The sequence below is a fragment of the Caballeronia sp. BR00000012568055 genome, assembly GCF_029439455.1.
In the GTDB taxonomy this organism is placed as follows: domain Bacteria; phylum Pseudomonadota; class Gammaproteobacteria; order Burkholderiales; family Burkholderiaceae; genus Caballeronia.
In genome coordinates this window covers 1-798 of sequence record NZ_JAQFVG010000180.1, presented here as the reverse complement: position 1 = coordinate 798, position 798 = coordinate 1, and the positions used below count along the sequence as shown (strand labels likewise).

General features: G+C 60.8%; 1 pseudogene. It reads right to left on the bottom strand.

Going from position 1 to position 798, the window contains the following annotated elements:
- Positions 1 to 678, bottom strand: a pseudogene (locus P7F28_RS09645) (type IV secretion system protein VirB4); the annotation flags it as partial.
- Positions 679 to 798: the final 120 nt, after the last annotated feature.

The window sequence follows — 798 nt, the reverse complement described above, 5'->3', positions numbered from 1 at the left end:
GTCCAGCATCGTGACCGGATAACGCACGCGCCGCTTCGGCGTCGAGGGGTTGGCCCGTTGGTGCAGGAACGAGAGGATGTTCTGCAGTTGCAGGCGCTTCATGTTCAAACGCGTCACGCCGCCCGTGAAGCCGTCGATGACGGATTCGAAGCGCTTGATCTCGTTGTGGATCTTCGTCAGATCGAACGCGAAGGCGCTACGCGCGAGAACCATGTCTTTCGCTGCCTCGAACATGGCGACGAACAGGTTCTTGCCGCCCACGGTCATGTGGTAGCTGATCTTGTCGAAGACGCGTGAAATGCCGGTTTCGGGTGTGAACGCCAGCGCGAGCGAATGCGAGTTCTTGAAATACTTGCCGCTGCCGATGTTCGCCTGATTGATGGCGTCGATGCGCGCCGCGGCGGCCGACGAGAATTCGCCGTCGATCGTGCCCTTCACGCGCCGATGCGACATACGCCACCAGGCAGTGACGCGGTGGTCGAAATTGCGGCAGGCGTGATCGAGATTGTCGCGCGCGGCCGTGATGTCACCGGGATTGGGCGAATCTGCATCGACGCCGTCGAATTCGAACACGGTCAGCAGCGACCCATCCTTATTGAGCACCAGTTCGGGCGTGACCAAGGTCGCCCAGGGCGCGATTTCCTGTACGGCGCGTTTGGTGAACATCATTTTCAGCATCGGAGATCCTGATCGAATCCGTAGGGGCGCTTGAAACGCGCGCTGAACCGGCTGCTCGGGCCCGGCTCGTAGACGTCCGGATAGCGGTTGTAGACCAGCATGACAATGCGCCACCATGGG